Genomic DNA, 20,603 nt, shown 5'->3' with positions numbered 1-20,603 from the left:
GAGGCAGGGGAGCGGAGCCTCCCGGGGCGTCGAGCGCCTCGGTGTCCGCGTCGGCCCGGGCCCCGGTACACCGCCGGCCGGCCCGTCCCCCCTACGGCCCGGGGAGGAACCCGGCCCGCCGACGCGCCGGAATCCTACGGTCCGGTCGTTCATCCGTGGCCAAAGGGCGGGTCAAGGTTGGGTGTAGCCGCCGAGGAAGTCGCCGATCCTGGTCACCGCGTCGGTGATCTCCTCCGCCCGGGGCAGCGTGACCAGGCGGAAGTGGTCCGGCTCGGGCCAGTTGAAGCCGGTGCCCTGGACCAGCAGGATGCGCTGGGAGCGCAGCAGGTCGAGGACCATCTGGGCGTCGTCCTTGATCTTGTGGACCTTCGGGTCCAACCGCGGGAACGCGTACAGGGCGCCCTTGGGCTTGACGCAGCTGACCCCCGGGATCTGGTTCAGCAGCTCGTACGCGGCGTCCCGCGAGGCGAGCAGGCGGCCGCCGGGGAGCACCAGGTCGCGGATCGACTGCCGGCCGCCGAGCGCGGCGGCCACCGCGTGCTGGGCGGGCATGTTGGCGCACAGCCGCATCGAGGCGAGCACGGTGAGGCCCTCGATGTAGCTGCGGGCCCGGTGCCGGTCGCCGGACAGCACCATCCAGCCGGAGCGGAAGCCCGCGACGCGGTAGGCCTTGGACAGGCCGTTGAAGGTGACGCAGAACAGGTCCGGGGCCAGGGTGGCCAGCGGGACGTGCTCGGCGTCGTCGTAGAGGATCTTGTCGTAGATCTCGTCCGCGTAGACCACCAGGTCGTGCCGGCGGGCGATCTCGACGATGCCCTCCAGCACCTCGCGCGGGTAGACCGCGCCGGTCGGGTTGTTCGGGTTGATCACCACGATGGCCCGGGTGCGGTCGGTGACCTTGGACTCGATGTCGGCGAGGTCCGGGTACCACTCGGACTGCTCGTCGCAGCGGTAGTGCACCGCGGTGCCGCCGGCCAGCGAGACCGAGGCCGTCCACAGCGGGTAGTCCGGCGCCGGGACGAGCACCTCGTCGCCGTCGTCCAGCAGCGCGGTCATGGCCAGCTGGATCAGCTCGGAGACGCCGTTTCCGAGGAAGACGTCGTCGACGGAGAGGCCGTGCAGCCCGCGGTCCTCGTACTGCATGACCACCGCGCGGCGGGCGGAGAGCAGGCCCTTGGAGTCGCCGTACCCGTGCGCGTTCGCGAGGTTGCGCAGGATGTCCTGGAGGATCTCCGGGGGCGCCTCGAAACCGAAGGTGGCCGGGTTGCCGGTGTTGAGCTTGAGGATGCGGTGGCCCTGTTCCTCCAGCCGCATCGCCTCGTCGAGCACCGGGCCGCGGATGTCGTAGCAGACATTGGCGAGCTTGCTGGACTGGATGACCTGCATGTCTGCCTACTTTAGGGGTACGCCGGGGCCGCGCGTCGGGTGTCCGGGGGAGCGGGTGAAAGGGGCCGGAGAGCCCTCCTTGGATCGGCAGGCGGGGGCATGCGGAGACCTTCCAAACCGGTGGCCGAATGTCCGGAATGCTCCCGTACGCGAGGAGCGCCGCGTCGAACCCGGGCGGAACGAGACGGACGGCACACCAAGCGGCGGCTCGGCGCGGGAGGATCGGTCGGTGTCGGCTCCGGGTCGGGGAGCCACGTGACGAGGAGGGGGTGCGCCGGTGGTACCGGTCGTGGCCGCGGCGGTGCTGGTCGGTCTCCTGGTGGCTCCGCCGCTGCGCGGGCTGATCGCCTACTTCGCCGTGCCCGAGGGCGAACCCTGGTGCGGGGCCTGCCCGTTGTGCGGACGGACGGTGCGGCTGCTGCCGCCGACCGGGCGCTGCCCGGGCTGCCGGGGCCGGCTGGGCGCCGGCGCCGGGACGGTGGAGGCGGTCGCGGTGGCCGTCGCCCTCGCGCTGGCGTCCGCGGCGGACGGTCCGCAGACGATGGCCCTGGGCTGGGCCGGCGCGCTCGGCGTGGCGCTCGGCTTCGTGGACGGGCGGGTGCACAGGTTGCCGCACCTGCTGAACCTGGCCCTGGTCGCCGGGGTGGCCGTGCTGCTGGTGGTGGCCGCCCTGGCCGAGGGGCGCCCCGGGGTGCTGCTGCGCTGCCTGCTGGTCGCACTGACCGTCGGGGCGCTGCTGGAACTCGCCGTCTGGGCCCGGGCGCTGGGCCCGGGCGACTCCCCGCTCGGGTTCGCCCTGGGCGGCCTGCTCGGCTGGTACGGCTGGTCGGTGGCGTTCGGCGGGCTGTTCGCCGCGGTGGTGCTCGCCGGGCTGTGGGCCACCCTGCGGGCCGCCGCCGCCCTGGTCCGGCGCCGTCCGGTGCGCGGACTCGACGTCCCCGTGGGCCCGTTCCTGCTGCTCGGCTCCCTCATCGCGGTCCTGGCCGGATGACGGGGGGCCCGCCGTACCGGAGCCGGTACGGCGGGCCCCTCCGCCGGCGCGCGAGCCCCACCCTCGGGGAGCGGCGCGCCGGGGGGAGTGACGCCTGGGGTCCGCCCTGACGCCTCAGGGCATCTTGTGGACGAACGGGCCGACCGCGGTGGAGAAGGCGTTGCCGTTGTTGGCGTCCCAGTTGGTGGACCAGGTCATCGCGCCGCGGATGGTGGGCCACTTGGCCGGCGGCACGAAGCTGCCGCAGTTGTTGCCGGTGGCCAGGCAGTCCAGCGCGTTGTTCACCACGGTCGGCGAGACGTAGCCGCCGCCGGCCGCCCTGGCCGAGGCCGGGACGCCGATGCCGACCTGGTCCGGCCGCAGGCCGCCCTGGATGTGGGTGCAGACCTGCGAGGTGATGAAGTCGATGGTGCCCTGGTTGTAGACCTTGCCGTCGCAGCCGTTCATACCGCCCGAGTTGTAGAACTGGGTGTTGACGACGGTCAGGATGTCCTTGGTCTTCAGCGCCAGCTGGAAGTAGGCGCCGGCGGTGCTGTACATCCCGATGGTCTCGGGCGCCATGGTCAGCACGAAGCCGGAGCCGGCCTTCGCCCGCAGCGAGTGCAGCGCGTCGGCGAGCGGGCCGGGCTGGACGCCGTTCTCCAGGTCGACGTCGATGCCGTCGAAGCCGTAGTCCTTGAGGATCGCGGCGGCGCTGTCGGCGAAGTTGGCGCCGGCCGTGGCGTCCCCGACGCTGATCGCGCCGTTCTGGCCGCCGATGGAGAGGACGACCTTCTTGCCGGCCGCCTGCTTGGCCTTGATGTCGGCGCGGAACTGGGCGTCGGTGTAGCCGCCGAGCGCCTTGGACAGGCCCGGGTCGAGGGTGAAGCCGATCGCGCCGGTCCGGGTCGGCACGGCGTCGGCGAAGGAGACCGCGATGATGTCGTACGCGCTCTGGACGTCGCTCAGGCGCTGCGGGGTCGAGCCGTTGTCGAAGTTCTGCCAGTAGCCGGTGACCACGTGGGCGGGCAGACCGGTGGCCGGCGGGGTGGTGCCGGTCGGCGTGGCCGTCGGGGTGACGGTGGGGGTGGCCGTGGGCGTCGGCGTCGGCGTCGCGGTGGGGGTCGCCGTCGCCGTCGGGGAGGCGGTGGCGGTGGGCGTGGCGGTGGGGGTCGCGGTCGGCGAGGGGGTGCCGGTGCCGCCCGGGCCGACCAGCGTGACGTCGTCGGCGAGGTAGGCGCTCTGGCCGTACCAACCGTGCAGGTAGACGGTGACGCTGGTGGCGTTCGCCCCGGTGGTGAAGGTGGTGGACAGCTGGTTCCAGCTGTTCTGGTTCGACCAGGTGGACGGGTCGGTGCCGCCGGTGCCGCGCGCTCCGAGGTAGACGTACGGGCCCTGAACCCACGCGCTCAGCGTGTAGCTGGTGTTGGGCAGCACGCTGATGGTCTGGGTGCACTCGGCGGTGTCGCCGGCGCCCGGGGTGGCCTGCAGCGCGCCGGTGCCGGAGTGGACCGGCGAGGAGACGGTGGTCGCGGCGCCTGTGCAGCTCCAGCCGCCCAGACCGCCGTCGAAGCCGCCGTTGGTGACGAGGTTGCCGACCGCGGCGCCCGCGCCGCCGGCGAAGAGGGCGAGGCCGCCGCCGGCCAGGGCGAGGGCGGTGGCACCGGCCGCGACGGCCGGGAGGGGGCTGCGCCGGCGCTTGTGCGCGGGCTGGTTCAGCGTACGGGCCATGGGGGTGACGCTCCTGGGGGAGGAGCGGCCGCCGCGGTGGGGGGCGCGGCGGCCGCGTGTGGGGGAGGGCTGTTGCGTCCGCGATGAGCCGGGGGGAGGGAGGACGAGGGGTCGTTCCGTCCCGGATCACAAGCTGGACTAGACCATTGCGGGTCGTCAAGCACGGGACCGACGGCTTACGGTTCCGTTAAGGATTCGGAGACCGTTCCGTGTCCGCACCGCCCCGGAGGCCGGACGATCGCGGGAACACCGTCGAATGGCACTCCGACGGCCCTCGCGCACTCCCCGGCACGCCGTCGCGACAGACTTCGTACAGGACCGTGACCAGACCGCTACCTGCGGCTTTACCGTGCGCCTGTGCGCGGGAGTAGGCTGCGCCGGGGTGGTGACGCACCAGCTGAACGAGTACGGAGGGGTCCGGAAAACATGGGTCTGCGCGATGTCGCCGAACGGACGCCGGGGCTGCGCACCCTGCTGGGCGGGATGTACGGGCTCTACGGCCGCCGGGTCGAGGTCCACCTCGCGCGCACCCCGCACCACATCGGCGTGATCCTGGACGGGAACCGTCGCTGGGCCAAGGCCGCCGGCGGTTCCACCGCGTACGGACACCAGCGCGGCGCCGACAAGATCAGCGAGTTCCTCGGCTGGTGCGACGAGACCCACGTCAAGGTCGTCACCCTCTGGATGCTCTCCACCGACAACCTGGACCGCCCGGCCGACGAGCTGGTCCCGCTGCTCGGCATCATCGAGGACGCCGTCACCGGTCTGGCCGCCGCCCGCCGCTGGCGGGTCCACCCGGTCGGCGCGCTCGACCTGCTCCCGCAGCACACCGCCGACGTGCTCAAGCGCGCCGCCGAGGAGACCGCCGACATCGACGGCATCACCGTCAACGTCGCGGTCGGCTACGGCGGCCGGCACGAGATCGCCGACGCCGTCCGCTCGCTGCTCCAGGAGCAGGCCGGCCGCGGCACCTCGATCGAGGAACTGGCCGAGATCCTCACCGTCGAGCACATCGCCGAGCACCTCTACACCCGCAACCAGCCCGACCCGGACCTGATCATCCGCACCTCGGGCGAGCAGCGGCTGTCCGGCTTCCTGCTCTGGCAGAGCGCGCACAGCGAGTTCTACTTCTGCGAGGCGTACTGGCCGGCCTTCCGCAAGGTCGACTTCCTGCGCGCCCTGCGCGCCTTCGAGCAGCGCAACCGACGGCTGGGCCTGTAAGTCCCGCTCGGAGTGGGAGGCTCGGGGTGGGAGGCTCGGCGCGGAGTGAAGTGACCGCCGTAGGGCTGGCGTACCCGGCCGCCTCCTGAGGCCAAACGTTCACCGGCAATGATCCGTCAGTTCGCCGGGGGCGCGAATGCACCGCCCCCCGCCTGGGAATACTCCAGCCAGACCGGCTCCGAGGCCACCGGGGCAGCGGGGCCGGCTTGCCGCGGATGACGCAGGGTCATCCGCTCTGGAGGCCTAGTGGTCAGTTCCAAGAGCCGCCGGACACCAGACCGGCGCACGTACGTTCTCGACACCAGCGTGCTCCTGGCGGACCCGCTCGCCATGACCCGCTTCGAGGAGCACGAGGTCGTCCTCCCGGTGGTGGTCGTCACCGAGCTGGAGGCCAAGCGGCACCACCCGGAGCTGGGCTACTTCGCCCGCCAGGCGCTGCGACTGCTCGACGACTACCGCATCCGCCACGGCCGGCTCGACGAGCCGATCCCGGTCGGCGAACTCGGCGGCACCATCCGCGTCGAGCTCAACCACTCCGACGTGTCGATACTGCCGGTCGGCTACCGGGCCGGCGGCGGCGAGGCGGACACCCGGATCCTGGCGGTCGCCCGCAACCTCCAGGCCGAGGGCTACGACGTCACCGTCGTCTCCAAGGACCTGCCGCTGCGGATCAAGGCCAGCTCGGTGGGCCTGCTCGCCGAGGAGTACCGGGCCGAGCTGGCGATCACCTCCGGTTGGACGGGCATGTCCGAACTGCACGTCCCCGCCGACCAGGTGGACGCGCTGTTCTCGGCCGGCCACGACGTCGCGGTGGACGTCGACGGGGCGGACGAGCTGCCGGTCCACACCGGACTGGTGCTCACCTCGGAGCGCGGGCGCGCCCTCGGCCGGGTCACCGGCGACGGCCGGGTCCGGCTGGTACGCGGGGAGCGCGAGGCCTTCGGGCTGCGCGGGCGCAGCGCCGAGCAGCGGGTGGCGCTGGACCTGCTGCTCGACCCGGACATCGGCATCGTCTCGATGGGCGGCCGGGCCGGCACCGGCAAGTCGGCGCTGGCACTGTGCGCGGGTCTGGAAGCGGTGCTGGAGCGGAGGCAGCACCGCAAGGTGATGGTCTTCCGGCCGCTGTACGCGGTCGGCGGCCAGGAGCTCGGCTACCTGCCGGGCTCCGAGGCGGAGAAGATGGGCCCCTGGGCGCAGGCGGTCTTCGACACCCTCTCCGCCGTCACCACCCCGGACGTGATCGAGGAGGTCATCTCCCGCGGGATGCTGGAGGTGCTGCCGCTGACCCACATCCGGGGGCGCTCGCTGCACGACGCCTTCGTGATCGTGGACGAGGCCCAGTCGCTGGAGCGCAACGTCCTGCTGACGGTGCTGTCCCGGATCGGCCAGGGCTCGCGGGTGGTGCTCACCCACGACGTGGCGCAGCGGGACAACCTCCGGGTGGGCCGGTACGACGGCGTGGTGGCGGTGGTGGAGAAGCTGAAGGGGCATCCGCTCTTCGCCCACATCACGCTCACGCGCTCGGAGCGTTCGCCGATCGCGGCGCTGGTCACGGAGATGCTGGAGGACATCCACCCGTGATCCACCCCTGATCGGGACATAGTCGGACAATCCGGTCAACTTGCGCCCCGGGGCCCGCTCCTGACGGAGCGGGCCCCGCCCGTTTCATCACATCGAGTGCTTTCCGTCCGGGGAACTCCCGTACGGTGAATGTGACATGCGCCACGCGAGCGGGAATTGCGTCGACAGCGCCCGGTGCGGCATGGTGAGGGTTCTGTCAGGCCCCGCGTACGGCGCGGCAGGGCTTCCGGACTCCGGGAGTCAGGCCCGGAAGGTCCGCCAACTCCGGTCGGTGGACGCACAATTGAACACCGATGAGCCGTACGCCGCCCGATTCCAACGCCCGGTCGCCTCACCTCGGCCGGACGCCGGGCCAGCACCTCCCGTGACCAGAGCACCTGCGGAGGTCCGTGCCAAGGGGCATGTTGCGCCCGCACGGTCACGCGTGGGCGATGCTGGAAGGAATCCATGTGACTCGGATCTCGGTCCGGGGAGTTGCTGTGGCCTCCGCCACCGCCGTCACCGCTGTCGGTGCCGTCGTCGGCATGGCCTCGGGCAGCGAGGGCAAGACCACGCAGACGGTCGATGTCGCCGCCGGCGCGACCCTGCTTGCCGAAGTCCCCTCTGGCGCCCAGGCGCAGACCATCAGTGACAACATCGGCCAGCAGGCATCCGCCCAGCAGGCCTCCGCCGACGCTGCCGCCAAGGCTGCCGCGGAGCAGAAGGCCGCCGAGGAGGCCGCGCGCCAGAAGGCCGCCGCGGACGCCCAGGCGAAGGCCGACGCCCAGGCCAAGGCCGACGCGGAGAAGGCCGCCAAGGCCGCCGACGACCAGCGCAAGGCCGCCGAGGCCGCGAACCGGTCCAAGGCCCGCTCGGCGATGACCGCGGTCGACGACAGCGCCCCCGCCGTCTCGGTCAGCCCCGGCTCGGTCCAGGACCTGGCGCGGCAGATCGTCGGCAACGACGCGCAGTTCCAGTGCTTCAGCCAGATCGTGAAGCGCGAGAGCGGCTGGGACTACACCGCGACCAACAAGAGCTCCGGCGCGTACGGCCTGGTCCAGGCGCTGCCCGGCTCGAAGATGGCCTCGGTCGGCGCCGACTGGCGCACCAACCCGGCCACCCAGATCAAGTGGGGCCTCAACTACATGAACAGCCGCTACGGCAGCCCCTGCGGTGCCTGGTCGTTCTGGCAGGCCCACAGCTGGTACTAGGAGGCCGCCGCCGCGGCGGCGCACTCCGTGCGACCCCCGGTCGCCCTCCCTTCCGAGGGCGGGTGACCGGGGGTCGTCGCTTTCGGGGCGCCCGCGCCGCGGGCGGCCGGCGCGAGCGAACCGCGCCGCCCGGGCTGCGCTGACCAGTGCGCTCTCGGGCGGTGCGGTCCTGGTTGCGGACGCGGGGCGCGGGAAGGGGTCCTGGTTGCTTCCCGCACCGGCCGGTCCGCCGGCGGTTGGCTCTCGGGTGCCCTCCGGAGCTGTGGTCTCCGGGGTCTCGTCCCGAGTCCTCCCCAGCGAAGTGCATCCGAAACCATCCGGAACATGGCGATTTGTCCCAGTCGTCGGACTGGGGTGTTCGAATCGAACCCAACGGTGACCGGACGGGCCGCACCCTCGCCGGGTAGCGTCATCCCTGACGGCCGCGGCGGGACCCGCGGCGTACCGCCGGGGCACGGCGGACCGGGCAGCGGAGCGGTGGTAGCGAGGATGGCGCGGGGCGGGAAGGCCTTCAAGGCCGTGGCCAAGGGCATGGCCGTGGTGGCGAGCGCGGCCGCCGTGATCGAACGGCGCCGACGCGCCGCGATGGCGGCCGACCCGCACGAACTCGCCGTCCCCGCGCTCGCCGAGGGGCACGGGTTCGCCGAGGGGCACGTACCGGCGGCGGCCGAGGCGCCCAGCCCGGTGCCGGTGCCCCGGGCCGACCCGGCGCCGGCACCGACGGGTGCGGCCGTCGCCGCTCCCTCCGGCGCTCCCGTGCCCACCACCCGGGCCGTGCCCACCGCGCACGCGGGGCTCGGGCGGGAGTACCACCCCGGCCGGCCCGCCACTCCCGCCGAGGCGGTCCCGTGGGGTCTGCGGGTGGCCGCCGAGTCGACCTGGCGGCTGCTGCTGCTCGGCGCCGCGCTCTACGTGGTCTTCTACGTGGTCGACATGCTGCGGCTGGTCGCCTTCTCGGTGCTGGCCTCGCTGCTGATCGCCGCCCTGCTGGAGCCCTCGGTGTCCTGGCTGCGCCGGCACGGGGCGCCGCGCTCGCTGGCGGCCGGCGGGGTGTTCCTGAGCGGTCTGGCCGGGATCGGACTGGTCGGCTGGTTCGTGGTCTGGCAGGTGAGCACCAACCTGCCGGACGTCACCGCCCAGGTCAAGGACGGCGTCAACCAGCTGAGGGACTGGCTGATCACCGGCCCGCTGCACCTGACCCAGCAGCAGATCAAGGACTTCGCCGACCAGATCACCAAGGCGATCACCACCAACACCGATCAGCTCACCTCGGCCTCGATCACCGGAGCGCAGATCGCCGTCGAGGTGCTGACCGCGCTGCTGATGACCTTCTTCACCACCTTCTTCCTCCTCTACGACGGCGAGCGGATCTGGTCCTGGGCGCTGCGCGGCCTGCCCCGCAACTCCCGCTTCGCGATGGCCGGCGCCGGACCGAAGGCCTGGGCGACGCTCACCGCCTACGTGCGCGGCACCGTGTGCGTGGCCTTCATCGACGCGGTCTGCATCGGGATCGGCATCGACCTGCTGGGCGTGCCGCTGGCGATGCCGCTGGCCGTGATCATCTTCCTGGGTGCCTTCGTCCCGCTGGTCGGCGCGCTGGTCACCGGCACCGTCGCGGTGCTGATCGCGCTGGTCACGCAGAACCCGTGGACGGCGCTGATGGTGCTGGTGCTGCTGATCGCGGTGATGCAGGTCGAGAGCCACATCCTGCAGCCGTTGATCCTCGGCCGGGCCGTCCGGGTGCACCCGCTGGGCGTGGTCCTCGGCGTCGCGGCCGGCGGCATCGTCGGTGGCATCGGCGGCGCGGTCGTCGCCGTCCCGCTGATCGCCGTCACCAACACGGTGGTGACCCATCTGCGCCGCCGCAACGAGGCCGGCCAAGCCGTCTTCACCGCCCTCGAAGCCGCCCGTGAAGCCGCCGAACGCACCGCCGCCGCCACACCGGGACCGGCCGCCGAGCCGGCCTCCGCCGCCCCAGCGGCTCCGGCCGCGGAGTAGGGCCCGCGCAGGGCGGGCAGCACCAGTCCCACCCCGGCGGGCCGAAGCCGGTCCGAGGGCCGGCACCGTCCGGGCGACGGCCGCCGGGCGGAGCGCCGCTCGCCAGAGGGTTCAGTCACGGCGCCCGGGCGCCTCGGTGATCCGGCGGCCGTGCCCGCTCACGATCCTTCCGATGTTGTCGACCGAGGTGCGGTCGCCGCCGGGCCCGTCGTCCCAGTAGGACGAGTGCGCCGTGCCGTCCGCGGACCCGGCGCCGACGGCGAAGCGCCGGGCACCGAACTCGGTGCTCGCCGGATCCCTGGCGTACCAGCCGGTGTGGGACACGTAGTCCCAGCCGGCGGCGCCGACGTAGGTGTGATCGGCGCCGACGGAGAAGTCGGAGGCGTGGAGGGCGTCCGTTCCGGGGCTGCCGACCAGGACGAGGTCGTCGGCCGCCAGCCCGGTCGGCTTCCTCGCCGCGAGACCGACCAGGAGCGAGCCGAAGCTGTGTCCCTGCGCCGTCACATGGGCCGGCCGCCCCTGGTGCGAGGCGCGCTGCCCTTCGAGGAACCTGCGGTAGGCGTCGACCCCGTCCCGGGCGCGGCCGAGGTCGAGGGTCTCCGCGGCGGAGAGCGGTGCGTCGTAGCCCAGCCAGGCGATCGACGCCGTCGACCGTGTCGGGTCGACGCGTCGGGCCGCGTCGTACACGGCCCTCGCCCGGGTCGCGTCGCCGCCGCCGATCCGCTGCAGCTCGGTGCCCAGGCCGCCGACCAGCGAGGTGACGTCGTCCGCGGTGTCGGGATCGCCGAAGGAGAGGATGCCGCGGCCCCGCCCCTCACTCCCGATGCCGAGCAGGAGGACGGGCGGTTGCGTTCCGTCCGAGTCGCGCAGCCGCCGGGCGATGCTCCGGAACCCGTTCAGCTTGAGCTCCCCGTTCGGGTCGGACGCGTGGTCACCCCGCTCGTACGCGGCGATGAGCCTGGGCAGGAGGATCCGATTGGCCTGGTCCCGGGCGGCCGAGGGCACACCGTCACGGTTGCCGACCAGGTCCGGGTGCTCCGTGATCAGCCACTGCTGCTCGTCGGTGGGGAGCCCGTTCCACCAGGCGTTGACCTCGGCCGGTGACGCGTCCGCGTCCGGGACGGCGCCGAGCAGCAGGCCGTCCGGGAGGAGGCCGGGGTCGAGCCGGTCGCCGGCGGCCGTCACGGGGTCGAGGCCGGTGCCGTCCCGGGCGCGGCCGGTGTAGTGCCGGAGCCGGGCGGTGAGGGCCCGGTCGACGGCGTCGGCCTCGGCGAGGGCCGTGGTGATGCGGGCGGCCAGCTGCCCGGCGGACCGTTCGCGGCTCTCCTCGTCCTCCGGGTCGCGCTGGTCGGCGTGGCTTGCGGGCGGCCAGGAGACGGTGCCGCGGTCGTCGACGGACATGCCGGCGGTCCGCACGTCGGCCAGCGCCTTGCGCAGCGTGGACTGGGCGACGGTCAGCGCGTCGGCCCCGGTGCGCAGGGAGCGGCCGATCAGGCCGACCTCGCTCCGGGCGGCCCTCAGTTCGCCCGTGGTGCGGTGCAGCGCCGGGCGGGCCGTGTCGGCGGTGGCCCCGGACCACCCGGAGGCGGCGATCCGGTGGTCGATGCCGGTGCCCCACGTCTGGGCGTGCCGCCCGAGGGAGCCGTGGAGCCTGTCGTAGGCGTCGGCCGCGGCGTACAGGTGGGCGAGGTCGGTGTCGCGCAGGGTGGCGAGGTCCACGCGGCTCCCCCTAGCCGAAGTGCAGCACGAAGTTCTGCCGCTGTGCCGCGGTGGGGCCGGTGGGGTTTGTGGTGGCGGTGGTGCGGGTGTCCGGGCCGAAGGCCGTACTGATCCGCCGGTCGGTGCTCGCGTACCCGTCGGCCGCGTCGAGGAGGCTCTGGCCCTGGCGGCTCATCCTGGTGTGCAGGCCGGTCACCAGGGTGTTCCAGGCGCCGGTGCAGTCGTCGAGGGCGGCGCCGCACCTCAGGCCGGACAATCCGGCCGCGGACTGCCGCGAGGCGTCGACCAGGGCCTTCAGTTCGCCGGGGATCACGGACGCGGTCTCGACGGCCGTGTCCCCGGTCTGCCGGAGTTCGTCGGGGCTCGCTCGGAAGCCGGATGACGGTCGGTCGGACACCGCGGGCCCCCTCGGACCGAATGTCGTGCACGGATCGCCCAGCACTGTAGCGGAGCGCGGGGCGCCCGGCGGAAACGGCGGCGGGCTCCTCGCGGACGTGGTGTCCGGGAGGAGCCCGCTCGGGGTGCCGGGTGCGTCAGGCGGTGACGGCGGCGAGGGCGGCCTCGGAGTCGAGGACGCCGGCCACGGCCTGCAGGACGGCGGCGATCTTCATCGAGGCCTGGATGACCTCGCGCTCGACGCCGGCCTTGCGCAGGACGGCCTCGTGCGAGTCCAGGCACTGGCCGCAGCCGTTGATGGCCGAGACCGCGAAGCACCAGAGCTCGAAGTCGACCTTCTCGACGCCCGGGGTGCCGATGATGTTCATCCGCAGACCGGCCCGCATCGTGCTGTACTCCTTGTCGGAGAGCAGGTGCAGCGTCCGGTAGTAGACGTTGTTCATCCCCATGATCGCGGCCGCGCCCTTGGCGGCGGTGTACGCCTCGGGGGAGAGGTTGGCCTTGGCCTCGGGCTCCAGCTCGCGCAGCAGACCGGGGCTACGGGTGGCCATCGCGCAGGACAGCACGGTGCCCCACAGCTGCTGGGCCGGCAGGTCGGAGTTGCCGATGACCGAGCCCAGGTTGAGCTTGAGGTCCTTGGCGTAGTCCGGGAGGGCGGCCTTCAGGTCGTCCAGGGCCATGGGTCAGCCCGCCAGCAGGGCCTGGGCGTCGAGGGTGTCCTCGCCCTTGTTCCAGTTGCACGGGCACAGCTCGTCGGTCTGCAGGGCGTCCAGCACCCGCAGGACCTCCTTCGGGTTACGGCCGACGGAGCCGGCGGTCACCATGACGAACTGGATCTCGTTGTTCGGGTCCACGATGAACACGGCGCGGTGGGCGGTGCCGTCCTCGCCCTCGACGCCGCAGGCGCGCATCAGGTCGTGCTTGACGTCGGCCAGCATCGGGAAGGGCAGGTCGCGCAGGTCCTTGTGGTCCTTGCGCCAGGCGTGGTGCACGAACTCGGAGTCGCCGGAGACGCCGAGGATCTGGGCGTCGCGGTCGGCGAACTCGTCGTTCAGCTTGCCGAACGCGGCGATCTCGGTGGGGCAGACGAAGGTGAAGTCCATCGGCCAGAAGAAGACGACCTTCCACTTGCCCTCGTAGGACTTGTGGTTGATGTCAGCGAAGGCGTTCGCGGCGTCGAGGTCGACACAGGCCTTGAGGTCGAACTCGGGGAACTTGTCACCGATCGTGAGCACGTTCGCTTCTCCTGAAGTGAGATGAGGGGAGCTTTGTCCGGATTCCGGACACGCATCACGATTCCACATCGTGGACTGATCAGGGAAATAGCTAGACTGGATGTGTCTGATCGGAGATTGCTATCAGTACCGAATCCCCCACGTCGCGGCCGGGTACCCGCCGGGCCGCCGCCGCGAAGGCCGGCCAGGCTGTGGCGAGCACCACAGCCCGCGGCCCCCGTACCCCGACCGTCGCCCAGCTCAGGGCCTTCGTCGCGGTGGCGGAGCACCGGCACTTCCGGGAGGCCGCCGCCGCCACCGGGACCAGCCAGCCCGCGCTGTCCGGGGCGGTCGCGGCGCTGGAGGAGTCGCTCGGTGCGCAGCTCGTCGAGCGTACGACGCGCAGGGTGATCGTCACTCCGCTGGGGGAGCGCGTGCACCAGCACGCCCGCCGGGTGCTGGCCTCGCTGCAGGCCCTCACCGAGGAGGTCGAGGCCGCCCGCCGGCCCTTCACCGGGCCGCTGCACCTGGGTGTCATCCCGACCGTCGCGCCCTACCTGCTGCCCACCGTGCTGCGGCTGGTCCGGGACCGCTTCCCGGAGTTGGAGCTGCACGTCCACGAGGAGCGCACCCCCTCGCTGCTGGAGGGCCTGGCCGCCGGACGGCTGGACGTCCTGCTGCTCGCGCTCCCGGCCGGCGGGAGCGCGCCGACCACGGACATCCCGCTGTTCGACGAGGACTTCGTCCTGGTCACCCCGCCGGGCCATCCGCTCGCCGGGCGGGTGGACGTGCCGCGTGACGTGCTGCTCGACCTGGACGTGCTGCTGCTGGAGGAGGGCCACTGCCTGCGCGACCAGGCGCTGGACATCTGCCGCGAGGTCGGTGCCGACCCGGCGGGCTCGACCACCCGCGCGGCCGGCCTGTCCACCCTCGTGCAGCTGGTCGCCGGCGGCCTCGGGGTGACGCTGCTGCCCGCCACCGCGCTGGACGTCGAGGCCGGGCGCACCGACCGACTGGCCGCCGTCCGCTTCGCCGCCCCGGCGCCGGGGCGGCGGATCGGACTGGCCGTCCGCCCGGGCTCGGCGCGCGGCGCCGAGTACGAGCGCTTCGCGGCCGCGCTGCGCGAGGTGCTGGTCGAGCTGCCGGTCCGGATCGTGGAGGCCTGACCGGCTCGGGTCGGGGCCGACTCGGCCCCGACCGGTTCGGGCCGGGCCGGGCTCAGCCCTGGCCGGCTCCGGCCGGGCCCGGCTCCCCGTGCCAGCGCGGTTCGGGGCGGACGGCGGGGGCGCCCAGGCAGAGCCCGACCGTCGTCGCGACCAGGAGGTCCAGGGTCCGCAGGGTGTCCGCCTCGGGCCGACCGTCGGCGCCGCGCAGTGCGAGGTGGCGGGCCGTCAGTCCGTCGAAGCCGCTGAGGAAGTGGACGGCGATCTCGCGCGCGGGCATCGCCAGGGTCAGCCCGTGGGCGACCGCGAGGGCGGTGAGCATCTCGGTGGCGGTGCCCTCGACCTCGCGCTGCAGCCCGAGCATGATCTCCCGCACGTCCGGGTCGCGCATCGCCAGCGCCCCGAACTCGCTGAGCAGCACGCATCGCCCCTCCTCGCCGGTGGCGGCCTCCCAGAGCGCGTACACCAGGGTGCGGACCTGCTCGCCGAACGGCCCGTCGCCGGGGGTCGCGGCGCGCACCTGCCCGATCGCCTCGGAGGTCAGCTGCTCCACCACGGCCCGGTAGAGGTCCTTCTTGGTGCCGAAGGTGTAGTGCACCGTCGCCTGCGCGACCCCGAGCTCGGCCGCGATCGCGCGGGTGCTGCCCGCGGCGACCCCTTCCCGTGCCATCAGGTCGAGTGCGGCCTGGACCAGTTGCGGGCGGCGTTCGGAGGCGGGGACGTGAGCCATCCAGCCAGGGTAGCGCCATGGTCGGTCAACTGTGTCAAACGATGCGGTCAGTCGATCCGGTCGGCCAACTTTGTCACCCGACCAACTTGAGCGTACGGTGGAACGCGACCTGCCCTGACCGACTCCGAGGGACCGCCCATGGCCACCTACCTGTACCGACTGGGCCGCTTCTGCTTCCGGCGGCGGCGTACCGTCCTGGCCGTCTGGATCGCCGTGCTGATCGCGATCGGCGGGGCCGCGGGCGCCTTCGCCGGCAAGACCAGCGACGAGTTCAAGGTGCCCGGCACCGAGGCGCAGGCCACGCTGGACCGGATCAAGGACACCTTCCCGGCCCAGGGCCACGGCTCCGCCCAGGTCGTCTTCGCCGCCCCGGCGCCCGGCGGCGCCACCACGCCCGAGGCCGCGAAGGCGGTCGGCGAGGCGGTCGGCCGGATCGCCCGCGTCCCCGGCGTGGCCGCCGTGCCCGACCCCTACGCGACCGGCGCCGTCTCGTCCGACGGCCGGGTCGCGATCGCCCTGGTCTCCTTCGACCACAAGCTCGCCGACGTCACCGACCAGCAGCGCGACGCCGTCAAGGCCGCCGCCGAACCGGTCCGCGCGGCCGGCCTGGACGTGGCCTTCGGCGGCGACGCCTACAACAGGTTCGCCCAGATCGAGGGCGGCTCCGAGTCGATCGGCCTGCTCGTGGCCGGGCTGGTGCTGGTGGTCACCCTGGGCACCCTGGTCGCGGCCGGACTGCCGCTGCTCACCGCGCTGGTGGGCGTCGGGGTGTCGATGGCCGGACTGCTGGCGCTGACCGGCTCGTTCCAGATCATCACCACGGCGCCGGTGCTGGCCCTGATGGTCGGCCTCGCGGTCGGCATCGACTACGCGCTGTTCATCCTGTTCCGCCACCGCCGCCACCTGGACGAGGGCCTGGAGCCGGAGGAGGCCGCCGCCCGCGCCACCGCGACCGCCGGCAGCGCCGTCGTCTTCGCCGGGCTGACCGTGGTCGTCGCGCTCGCCGGGCTCGCCGTCGCCGGCGTCCCGTTCCTCACCGTGATGGGCCTGGCCGCCTCCGGCGCGGTCGTGGTGGCCGTCCTGGTCGCGATCACGCTGCTGCCCGCGGTGCTGGGCTTCGTCGGCCGCGCGATCGACCGGCTCCCGGTCTGGAACCGGGCGCTGCGCACGGGCGGCCGGACCACCACGGGCGAGCGCTGGGCCCGCTTCGTGGTCCGCCGCCCGCTGCCCGTCCTGCTGGTCGGCCTGGCCGGGCTGGGCGCCCTGGCGGTGCCCGCGGCGAGCCTGGACCTCGGTCTGCCGGGCGGCGGTTCACAGGCCGTCGGGACGGACGCGCGCAAGGCGTACGACCTGGTCAGCGACGGCTTCGGAGCGGGCTTCAACGCCCCGCTGGTGGTGGTCGTGGACGCCCACGACGCCCCGCGGCCCGACCAGGCGGTGCAGGGCGTGGCGGCGAAGCTGCAGACCCTGAAGGGCGTCAGGACGCTGCTGCCGCCGCAGGTCGACCAGGCCGGCCGGACCGCGCTCGTCCCCGTCATCCCGCAGACCGGCCCGGACCACGCGGACACCAAGGCGCTGGTCACCGAGATCCGCGACCAGCGCGGGGAGGTGAAGGCGGCGACCGGCGCGGACATCGCCGTCACCGGCACCACGGCCGCCAACATCGACGTCTCCACCAAGCTCGGCCAGGCGCTGCCGCCGTTCATCGCGGTGATCGTCGCGATCGCGCTGGTGCTGCTCGCCCTGGCCTTCCGCTCGGTGCTGGTGCCGCTCAAGGCGGTGCTGGGCTTCCTGCTCAGCATCGGGGCCTCGCTCGGCGCGGTGGTCGCGGTCTACCAGTGGGGCTGGCTGGACGGCCTGATCGACGTGCCGAAGGTCGGCCCGGTGGTCAGCTTCGTGCCGATCCTGCTGATCGGGGTGCTGTTCGGACTGGCGATGGACTACGAGCTGTTCCTGGTCTCCGGGATGAAGGAGCAGTACGTCCACGGCAAGGCGCCGCGCGAGGCGGTCGTGGGCGGGGTCAAGGGCGGCGCCCGGGTGGTGACGGCGGCCGCGCTGATCATGGTCTCGGTGTTCGGGGCCTTCGTCTTCGGCCACGACCCCATCGTCCAGCCGATCGGCTTCGCCCTCGCGGTGGGCGTGCTGGTGGACGCCTTCGTGGTGCGGATGGCGCTGGTGCCGGCCGCGATGGCGCTGTTCGGCAAGGCCGCCTGGTGGTTCCCGAAGCGGCTGGAGAAGGTCGTGCCGAAGGTGGACATGGAGGGCGAGCAGTTGATCGCGCGCCTGGCGGAGCAGCCGGCGAAGGAGCCGGTCGGCGTCTGAGGCCGGGGCTGCCGCGGCCGGTTACGGCTGCGGCAGCCGCTGCTCGAACCAGACCACCTTGCCGGTGCCCAGCCGGGTCGCGCCCCAGCGGTCCGCGCACCTGGCCACTATCTGCAGCCCGCGCCCGCGTTCGTCCTCCGGCCCGGTGCGGCGCGGCCGCGGCAGCAGCGGACTGTCGTCGCCGACCTCGCAGCGCAGCCGGGTGGTGCGCACCAGGCTGAGGGTGATCGGCCGGGTCGCGTGCTGGACGGCGTTGGTGACCAGCTCGCTGACCATCAGCTCGGTCGCCTCGCTGAGCTCGTCCAGCCCCCAGCGGCGCAGGGTGTGCGCGGCCAGCCGGCGGGCCCGGCCGGGCGTCTCGTTGCGCGGCTGCAGGTACCAGTGCGCGACGTCCCCGGCCGGGATGCCGTCGAAGCAGGCGCCGAGCAGGGCGATGTCGTCACCGCGGTCGCCGGGCGGCAGGATCCGCAGTGCCTCCATGCACAGCTGCTCGGGAGACTGCCAGCGGGCGGCGGCGATCCGGGCGCGCAGCACCTCCAGGCCGTCGCTGATCGGCCGGCTGCGGGTCTCCACCAGGCCGTCGGTGAACAGCAGCAGCGCCGAGCCGGGCGGCGCGGGCAGCTCGACGGAGTTGAAGTCGACCCCGCCCACCCCGATCGGCGCCCCGGAGTCCAGCTCCACCAGCTCGGCCGTCCCGTCCGGGCGGACCAGCACCGGCGGGACGTGTCCGGCGTTGGCCAGCACCACCCGGTTGGCGATCGGGTCGTAGACCGCGTACACGCAGGTGGCCAGGTGCTGTTCGCGGCCGAGCCGCTGGGCCTGCTCGTCCAGGTGGTAGAGCACCTCGTGCGGAGGCAGGTCGAGGGCGGCCAAGGTCTGCGCGCTGGTGCGCAGTTGGCCCATGATGGCGGCCGAGGTGAGTGAGTGGCCCATCACGTCGCCGACGATCAGGGCCACCCGGTTGCCGGGCAGCGGGACGGCGTCGTACCAGTCGCCGCCGACCTGCGCGCCGCGCTCGCCGGGCAGGTAGCGCTGGGCGAGCCGGACGCCGTGCGGCTGCGGCAGCCGCAACGGCAGCATGCTGCGCTGGAGTTCGTTGGCTATCTCCCACTCGCGGGCGTACCGCAGGGCGGTGTCCACGGCCAGCCCGGCCTGGGTGGCGAGGTGCGCGGCGGTCGCGGTGTCCGCGGCGTCGAAGACCGGGCGGCCGCTGCGTTCGGGAGGGCGGCGGATCAGCACCAACAGCCCGAGGACGGCCTTGCGGCCGCGCAGCGGGAGGGCGAGGACGGAGGTGCCCGCGGCCAGCCGGGCCACCCCGCGGGTGCCGTACAGCTCGCGCAGCAGCACCTCGGTGCGCTCGGCGCCGGGCGTGCCGAGGACGGCGGGCTCGGCGGGGCGGCGGCTCAGCAGGGCGTGCGCGAGCGCCCCGCCGCGGGTGACGGGGGTGGCGGGCCCGCTGTCGGCGGTCGAGCGGGCGCCGTAGCGGGAGCGGCGCCGGTCGTCGAAGCCGCCCGGGCGGCCGCGGCGGCCGATCCGGGTGCCGGTGCTGTGGTGGATCCGCAGTTCCTCGGGGAAGCCGGGTTCGCGTTCGACGTTGGGCAGCGGGTCGCGCAGGTGGACCACGGCGGCGTCGGCCAGCGTCGGGACCAGCACCCGGCCGATGTTGCGCAGCGTCGCGGCCAGGTCGAGGGCGCTGTTGATCCGCCGGGTCGCCGAGTCGAGGTAGGCGAGGCGGTCCGCCACCTCGGCCCGCTCCGGGCGGGCGGCGGACGGCTTCGCGGGGGCCGGTGCCGGGGCTTGGGCCGGAGCCGGGGCCGGGGCTTGGTTCGGCGCCGGGGCGTGAGCCGCAGCCGGTGCCTGGGCCGGGACCTGGCGGCGCTGGCCCGGGACGGCGGGCGGCTGCTCCGCCTCGGTCTTGAGCTGGTCGCGCACGGCTGCCTGTCCTGGATTCGGTGGGTCGATGGGGGTGTTCTGGGCCGGTCGGTCGATCAGCCGACGCGTCGACAGCACAGGAACAGCTGTTCCTCCGGCGGCAGCGAGGTACTGGCCGGCGCGTACGGATGCCCCGAGCACTCCTCGACGGCGAAGCCGGATGCGACCAGGACCCGCTCCAGATCCTCCCTCAGATACCCACTGATCCGCAGCTCTCTGCCAAGGAACGGAAGCGGAACGTGATCCAGGTCCGCCTCGACCATACCGAGCGCCAGCAGTCCGCCCGGTCGCAGGAGTTCGCGCAGCCGCCGGAGCACGGTCGGGATCTCGTCCTGCGGCAGCAGGATCAACGTGAAGAACGCGGTGACGGCGGCGAAGGTGCCGTGGCCGTCCGGTCCGAGCGCGGGCGCGTTCCAGACCCGGTCGGCGCGCTCGGTGGCCAGATCGTACAGGTCGATCCGATGGAACACCGGCGGGATCGCGCCGGGGAACGCCGCCTGCCGGGCCAGCGTCAGCATCACGTCGGAGAGGTCCACACCGGTCACCCGCAGCCCGGCCCCGGTCAGCTGGCGGACGGTCGGCTCACCGGTGCCGCAGCCCACGTCCAGCACCCTGGCGCCCGGTTCCAGCCCGGCGAGGAGACGCCGGCCGCAGGCCAGCTGTCCGTCCTTCGCGGGGAAGGCCTCGCCGTACCCCGCGCCGATGGTGTCGAAGGCGACCGCCTGCAGGGCCCGCGCCGCCCGGCGCCGCCGTACCTCGGGCTCGTCGTCCCCGGCGTCCTCGCCGACGGGGAACGGGTCGGATATCCGTCCGGTCGTCACGTTGAGAGGCACCCTTCCACCCGTGCCTCCGGTCGGCTCTCGGCGGCCTCCCGGGCCGCTGCCGGTGGCGGCGTGTCACACTCCCAGCAGCACGCGGACCGACTGCACCCCGGCGCGCTCGCGACGGACACTCGTGTGCGTACTGGCATCTGAGAATATGCGCGATCACCGCGCCATGGGGTCCCTTTCCGGCCAACTCGTCGTGCTTGGGTCGATGTGGCCGGGGTTG

16 protein-coding genes are annotated in these 20,603 nt (G+C 73.5%); 7 read left to right on the top strand and 9 right to left on the bottom strand.

The window, feature by feature from the left end; all coding sequences use genetic code 11:
• Positions 1 to 171 precede the first annotated feature (171 nt).
• Positions 172 to 1,386, bottom strand: coding sequence for a pyridoxal phosphate-dependent aminotransferase (locus ACIRD3_RS22415; protein WP_402219340.1), 1,215 nt, complete (start codon positions 1,384 to 1,386; stop codon positions 172 to 174).
• Positions 1,387 to 1,663: 277 nt separating this feature from the next.
• Between ACIRD3_RS22415 and ACIRD3_RS22410 the strand changes: the two genes are divergently transcribed.
• Positions 1,664 to 2,377, top strand: coding sequence for a prepilin peptidase (locus tag ACIRD3_RS22410; RefSeq protein WP_402219338.1), 714 nt, complete (start codon positions 1,664 to 1,666; stop codon positions 2,375 to 2,377).
• A 114-nt stretch (positions 2,378 to 2,491) separates the two neighbouring features.
• On the opposite strand, the gene ACIRD3_RS22405 is transcribed toward ACIRD3_RS22410, so the two are convergent.
• On the bottom strand, positions 2,492 to 4,087 hold the full coding sequence (locus ACIRD3_RS22405; protein ID WP_402219336.1) for a chitinase: 1,596 nt from the start codon (positions 4,085 to 4,087) through the stop codon (positions 2,492 to 2,494).
• A gap of 426 nt (positions 4,088 to 4,513) precedes the next feature.
• On the opposite strand from ACIRD3_RS22405, the gene ACIRD3_RS22400 reads away from it, so the two are divergent.
• From ACIRD3_RS22400 to ACIRD3_RS22385, 4 genes are all read left to right on the top strand, one after another.
• Positions 4,514 to 5,308: an isoprenyl transferase gene (locus tag ACIRD3_RS22400; protein ID WP_402219333.1), complete on the top strand. Its 795-nt coding sequence runs from the start codon at positions 4,514 to 4,516 to the stop codon at positions 5,306 to 5,308.
• A 246-nt stretch (positions 5,309 to 5,554) separates the two neighbouring features.
• Positions 5,555 to 6,889, top strand: a complete 1,335-nt coding sequence (locus tag ACIRD3_RS22395) for a PhoH family protein (RefSeq protein ID WP_402219330.1) — start codon at positions 5,555 to 5,557, stop codon at positions 6,887 to 6,889.
• A gap of 431 nt (positions 6,890 to 7,320) precedes the next feature.
• Positions 7,321 to 8,079, top strand: a complete 759-nt coding sequence (locus ACIRD3_RS22390) for a transglycosylase SLT domain-containing protein (protein WP_402219327.1) — start codon at positions 7,321 to 7,323, stop codon at positions 8,077 to 8,079.
• A gap of 489 nt (positions 8,080 to 8,568) precedes the next feature.
• Positions 8,569 to 10,077 carry an AI-2E family transporter gene (locus ACIRD3_RS22385; protein WP_402219324.1) on the top strand — a complete coding sequence of 503 codons (1,509 nt, stop codon included), beginning with the start codon at positions 8,569 to 8,571 and terminating at the stop codon, positions 10,075 to 10,077.
• A 111-nt stretch (positions 10,078 to 10,188) separates the two neighbouring features.
• Here ACIRD3_RS22385 and ACIRD3_RS22380 read toward each other — a convergent pair whose 3' ends face one another.
• The 4 genes from ACIRD3_RS22380 to ACIRD3_RS22365 all read right to left on the bottom strand — a co-directional run bounded on the left by ACIRD3_RS22380 (position 10,189) and on the right by ACIRD3_RS22365 (position 13,427).
• Positions 10,189 to 11,796: an alpha/beta hydrolase gene (locus ACIRD3_RS22380; RefSeq protein WP_402219322.1), complete on the bottom strand. Its 1,608-nt coding sequence runs from the start codon at positions 11,794 to 11,796 to the stop codon at positions 10,189 to 10,191.
• Positions 11,797 to 11,806: 10 nt separating this feature from the next.
• Positions 11,807 to 12,193 carry a WXG100 family type VII secretion target gene (locus tag ACIRD3_RS22375; protein ID WP_402219320.1) on the bottom strand — a complete coding sequence of 129 codons (387 nt, stop codon included), beginning with the start codon at positions 12,191 to 12,193 and terminating at the stop codon, positions 11,807 to 11,809.
• 136 nt (positions 12,194 to 12,329) lie between these two features.
• Entirely contained in the window at positions 12,330 to 12,872 is a 543-nt protein-coding gene (locus ACIRD3_RS22370; RefSeq protein ID WP_402219317.1) for an alkyl hydroperoxide reductase, read from the bottom strand.
• A gap of 3 nt (positions 12,873 to 12,875) precedes the next feature.
• Positions 12,876 to 13,427 carry a peroxiredoxin gene (locus tag ACIRD3_RS22365; protein WP_402219314.1) on the bottom strand — a complete coding sequence of 184 codons (552 nt, stop codon included), beginning with the start codon at positions 13,425 to 13,427 and terminating at the stop codon, positions 12,876 to 12,878.
• 191 nt (positions 13,428 to 13,618) lie between these two features.
• Here ACIRD3_RS22365 and ACIRD3_RS22360 point away from each other — a divergent pair, with 191 nt between their 5' ends.
• On the top strand, positions 13,619 to 14,572 hold the full coding sequence (locus ACIRD3_RS22360; RefSeq protein ID WP_402219311.1) for a LysR substrate-binding domain-containing protein: 954 nt from the start codon (positions 13,619 to 13,621) through the stop codon (positions 14,570 to 14,572).
• A gap of 52 nt (positions 14,573 to 14,624) precedes the next feature.
• Here ACIRD3_RS22360 and ACIRD3_RS22355 read toward each other — a convergent pair whose 3' ends face one another.
• Positions 14,625 to 15,299 (bottom strand): TetR/AcrR family transcriptional regulator, encoded by a 675-nt coding sequence (locus ACIRD3_RS22355; RefSeq protein ID WP_402219308.1) that lies wholly within the window; start codon positions 15,297 to 15,299, stop codon positions 14,625 to 14,627.
• A 138-nt stretch (positions 15,300 to 15,437) separates the two neighbouring features.
• Between ACIRD3_RS22355 and ACIRD3_RS22350 the strand changes: the two genes are divergently transcribed.
• Positions 15,438 to 17,621, top strand: coding sequence for an MMPL family transporter (locus ACIRD3_RS22350; RefSeq protein ID WP_402219307.1), 2,184 nt, complete (start codon positions 15,438 to 15,440; stop codon positions 17,619 to 17,621).
• 21 nt (positions 17,622 to 17,642) lie between these two features.
• Here ACIRD3_RS22350 and ACIRD3_RS22345 read toward each other — a convergent pair whose 3' ends face one another.
• Both ACIRD3_RS22345 and ACIRD3_RS22340 read right to left on the bottom strand, forming a co-directional pair.
• Positions 17,643 to 19,553 (bottom strand): SpoIIE family protein phosphatase, encoded by a 1,911-nt coding sequence (locus ACIRD3_RS22345; protein ID WP_402219305.1) that lies wholly within the window; start codon positions 19,551 to 19,553, stop codon positions 17,643 to 17,645.
• Positions 19,554 to 19,609: 56 nt separating this feature from the next.
• On the bottom strand, positions 19,610 to 20,374 hold the full coding sequence (locus tag ACIRD3_RS22340; protein ID WP_402219302.1) for a class I SAM-dependent methyltransferase: 765 nt from the start codon (positions 20,372 to 20,374) through the stop codon (positions 19,610 to 19,612).
• Positions 20,375 to 20,603: the final 229 nt, after the last annotated feature.

Source organism: Kitasatospora sp. NPDC093550, assembly GCF_044764985.1.
GTDB lineage: Bacteria > Actinomycetota > Actinomycetes > Streptomycetales > Streptomycetaceae > Kitasatospora.
Note: the sequence above shows the minus strand (reverse complement) of the source record. Positions and strands in the feature narration are given on the sequence as shown.

Excerpts from the sequence above, each read along its gene's own strand:
- ACIRD3_RS22355 (WP_402219308.1), bottom strand. The coding sequence starts at position 15,299 with ATGGCTCACGTCCCCGCCTCCGAACGCCGCCCGCAACTGGTCCAGGCC.
- ACIRD3_RS22370 (WP_402219317.1), bottom strand. The coding sequence starts at position 12,872 with ATGGCCCTGGACGACCTGAAGGCCGCCCTCCCGGACTACGCCAAGGAC.
- ACIRD3_RS22405 (WP_402219336.1), bottom strand. The coding sequence starts at position 4,087 with ATGGCCCGTACGCTGAACCAGCCCGCGCACAAGCGCCGGCGCAGCCCC.
- ACIRD3_RS22400 (WP_402219333.1), top strand. The coding sequence starts at position 4,514 with ATGGGTCTGCGCGATGTCGCCGAACGGACGCCGGGGCTGCGCACCCTG.
- ACIRD3_RS22390 (WP_402219327.1), top strand. The coding sequence starts at position 7,321 with ATGCTGGAAGGAATCCATGTGACTCGGATCTCGGTCCGGGGAGTTGCT.
- ACIRD3_RS22350 (WP_402219307.1), top strand. The coding sequence starts at position 15,438 with ATGGCCACCTACCTGTACCGACTGGGCCGCTTCTGCTTCCGGCGGCGG.
- ACIRD3_RS22385 (WP_402219324.1), top strand. The coding sequence starts at position 8,569 with ATGGCGCGGGGCGGGAAGGCCTTCAAGGCCGTGGCCAAGGGCATGGCC.
- ACIRD3_RS22415 (WP_402219340.1), bottom strand. The coding sequence starts at position 1,386 with ATGCAGGTCATCCAGTCCAGCAAGCTCGCCAATGTCTGCTACGACATC.